The sequence below is a fragment of the Actinomadura darangshiensis genome (assembly GCF_004349235.1).
Lineage (GTDB): Bacteria > Actinomycetota > Actinomycetes > Streptosporangiales > Streptosporangiaceae > Spirillospora > Spirillospora darangshiensis.
In genome coordinates this window covers 1-3,143 of record NZ_SMKY01000529.1, presented here as the reverse complement: position 1 = coordinate 3,143, position 3,143 = coordinate 1, and the positions used below count along the sequence as shown (strand labels likewise).

Annotated in this window: 4 protein-coding genes; 1 reads left to right on the top strand and 3 read right to left on the bottom strand. The window is 68.6% G+C overall.

What is annotated here, in order from left to right; all coding sequences use genetic code 11:
* The first annotated feature begins 403 nt into the window (after window positions 1-403).
* The gene (locus tag E1293_RS45930; RefSeq protein ID WP_132206290.1) at window positions 404-802 is read left to right on the top strand and encodes a hypothetical protein; all 399 of its coding nucleotides are present in this window, start codon (window positions 404-406) and stop codon (window positions 800-802) included.
* A gap of 160 nt (window positions 803-962) precedes the next feature.
* On the opposite strand, the gene hisC is transcribed toward E1293_RS45930, so the two are convergent.
* Genes hisC through E1293_RS45915 form a run of 3 tightly spaced genes read right to left on the bottom strand, consistent with a single transcriptional unit; the run spans window position 963 to window position 3,107 of the window.
* Entirely contained in the window at window positions 963-2,042 is a 1,080-nt protein-coding gene (gene hisC / locus E1293_RS45925; RefSeq protein ID WP_132206288.1) for a histidinol-phosphate transaminase, read from the bottom strand.
* A 39-nt stretch (window positions 2,043-2,081) separates the two neighbouring features.
* Window positions 2,082-2,375, bottom strand: a complete 294-nt coding sequence (locus tag E1293_RS45920) for a DUF6401 family natural product biosynthesis protein (protein WP_132206286.1) — start codon at window positions 2,373-2,375, stop codon at window positions 2,082-2,084.
* Between the two features lie 57 nt (window positions 2,376-2,432).
* On the bottom strand, window positions 2,433-3,107 hold the full coding sequence (locus tag E1293_RS45915; protein WP_132206284.1) for an NUDIX hydrolase: 675 nt from the start codon (window positions 3,105-3,107) through the stop codon (window positions 2,433-2,435).
* Window positions 3,108-3,143 lie beyond the last annotated feature (36 nt).

Below are 3,143 nucleotides of genomic sequence, written 5' to 3'. Positions count from 1 at the left end.
CCCCCCAGCCGGGCCGTCCCCGCCAGCTCTACCGCCTGATCGTCGAGAAGCTGGGCCCGGCGAAAACCGGCTGAACTCCACCCGTGCTCCCATCCTGGACGAGTCGACCGAGGCTGCGCTCGTGGCGGCGGCGACGTGGAGGCCGCCTTCCCGCGCTCGAGGCATTTCACCTCCGCACGTCCAGCAGGCCGCGCCGGGACCATGCCCGATCGTGTACGACAAAGGGTTCGCCGGAGCGGCGGCTGCAGAATGCCGCCACCGAAAGTCAAATTTCAAATCCGAACTTTGACCTACAAAATTACGCACTGACGGCTTGCCGCGACGCCCGGTCCCTGGACTGTCTTCCGTACAGGTCGCGTGCCCGGTTCTCTACGGGCCCCAGGTTCCACTGAAGGAGTATGGTGTGAAATTTCGAGTTGGCCGTGTCATCGCGGGCACGATGGCGATCGCCGCCGCCACAGTGATGGCCACCGCCGGCGCCGCCTCCGCCGACATCCCTCCCGGTATCCACTGGGACCACACGTGGTCCGAACTCGGCGTAAAGGTCTACATCGAGGAACACGGCGACATCATCTCGGTGTGCGATACGGCAGCGAACGGGGGTTCGGCCACATTGCGCGTCATCAACCTCGACCATTATTCTGAATACACGGCCAAGGTTACGAACGGCGCAGGTTCCTGCACGACGCACGATGCCGGCGATGGCGGGAAGTACAACCTGAAAGAGGGCGACAGAATCGATGTCGGAATTAGTGGCGGGGGATCAGTAAAAGAACACCGACTTTTCCTCAACGACCACTGAACTGTCATTCCTCGTACCACACTACGAGTGAATGGGCGCGGGAAGGTGAAGGCCACCTGCCCGCGCTCGTGGTATTTCACCTGAACCACCGGCCGGGGCGCCCACCGACTGCTTGGTGTTCCTGTCGGTCGTCGGCACGGACCAGGCAAGGCGTTGGACGTCAGTTGCGGTGGGGGTAGGCCCTGGCCACCGCCAGGAAGGCGTCGTTCTCTTCCTGGGAGCCTATGGAGACCCTGGCACCTTCACCGTCGAACGGGCGGACGCTCACGCCCTGGGCATCGCAAGCGGCGGAGAAGTCCATGGTGCGGTCGCCCAGGCGCAGCCAGACGAAGTTGGCCTCGGTGGGCGGGACCGTCCAGCCGTCGGCCAGGAGTGCGTCACGGACGCGATCGCGTTCCTTCACCGTGCCCTCGACGCGCTCCAGCAGTTCGTCGGTGGCCTCCAGCGACGCGATGCCCGCGGCCTGCGCGACGGAGTTCACGCTGAACGGCAGGAACGTCTTGCGGATCGCACCCGCGACCAGGGGGTGCGCCACCAGGAAGCCGATGCGCAGGCCCGCGAGGCCGTACGCCTTGGAGAACGTGCGGAGGATGGCGAGATTCGGGCGGTCGCCGCAGAGGGTGAGGCCGTCCGGGACCTCGTCGTCGCGGACGTACTCGCGGTACGCCTCGTCCAGGACGACCAGGCAGTCGGCGGGGACGCGGTCCAGGAACGCCTCGATCTCCGCACGCCGGACGATCGTGCCCGTCGGGTTGTTCGGGTTGCAGATGAAGACCAGCCGCGTCCGGTCGGTGATGGCGTCGGCCATCGCCTCCAGGTCGTGGGTCTCGTCCCGCAGCGCCACCTGGACGCCCGTCGCCCCGGAGAGGGACACCAGCAGCGGGTACGCCTCGAAGGACCGCCACGCGTACACGACCTCGGAGCCCGGCTCGGCGACGGCCTCCAGCAGCATCTGGGTCATCCCGACGGACCCGCAGCCCACCGCGACGTGGTCGGCGGGGACGCCGCAGAACGACGCGATCGCCTCCGTCAGCGCGGTCGCGTTGTTGTCCGGGTAGCGGTTGATGTTGCGCGCCGCCTCGCCGATCGCGTCCACGACCGACGGGAGCGGCCCGTGCGGCGACTCGTTGGACGACAGCTTGAACGAGCGGCCCTCGGGCGACACCACGACCTTGCCCGGCTTGTAAGCCACGAACCGGTCGAGGACGGAGCGGAAGCGCGGAGTGGTTGCCTCGGACACCGTTGTCCTCCAGATTGCACAGGGGTGATGGTCCCCAGCCTACGCAGCGCCCCGCATCATCCAGCACACCGCCACAATGCGGACAAATTCCCAATCGCGGGTGTCTTCCGGCCACCAGCCGCGATTGAAGGCGTCCTCGGCGAATCCGTGCAGATAGCCCATCAACTGGTCGACGCCGGGTGGGGCGCCGGGGGCGCCGAGTTCGTCGCGGAGGCTGGCCACGTGCTGGTCGACGGCCGCCGCCAGGCCCGGGGAGCCGGCCATCTCCGCGACGCCGGCCTCCCCGATGTCCCGGACGATCAGGCCGAGCGCTTCGGACGAGTCACCGTTCATAGGGGGCGAAACTAGCAACCGTCCGGCACCGCTCGCGACATCCCCCCAGGTAAAACCTCACGCGCGGGGTCGCAGCATGGGCGGCCGCAACTGCTCGGCATCGCCCCTGCGGTAGAGCCTCGCGGGGCGTCCGCCGTCCCGCGTCGTGGTCTGCTCCGTCGGGATGAGAAAACGGTCGGCACCGGTGACCTTCCGGTGGAAGTTCCGCGGGTCGAGGCTGGTGCCCCACACGATCTCGTAGACCCGGCGCAACTCCGCGACGGTGAACTCGGGCGGGCAGAACGCCGCGGCGAGCGAGGTGTACTCCAGCTTCGCCCGCGCCCGCTCCATCCCGTCGCACAGGATCCGCCGGTGGTCGAACGCGGCCCGGTCCTCGTGGACGAGTTCGTCCACGGCCGTCCACAGCACCTGCGCGCGGCTGGACGCGGGCAGGTCGGGCGCCAGCCCCAGATACGCGACGCTCACGACCCGCTGGCGGGGGTCCCGGTCCGGATACCCGTAGGTCTGGAGCTGCTCCAGGTGGATCCGCACGTCCGCGAGCCCCGCCCGCTCCGCCATCAGCCGGGACGCCGCGACGGGCAGGTCCTCGTCCAGCTGGATGAACCCGCCCGGCAGCGACCACGCCCCGTCGTACGGCGGCCGGTCCCGCCGCCACCGCAGCGCGCACAACCGCTGCTCCCGCACGGTCAGGACGACGAGGTCGACGGAAACAGCGAGTCGCGGCACGGACATGCAACGAACCTAGCGGCCCCGCCCACCCCCCAACGC

What these genes read in the sequence shown, in the direction of transcription:
- E1293_RS45920 (WP_132206286.1), bottom strand. Translation starts at nt 2,375, where the DNA reads ATGAACGGTGACTCGTCCGAAGCGCTCGGCCTGATCGTCCGGGACATC.
- E1293_RS45915 (WP_132206284.1), bottom strand. Translation starts at nt 3,107, where the DNA reads ATGTCCGTGCCGCGACTCGCTGTTTCCGTCGACCTCGTCGTCCTGACC.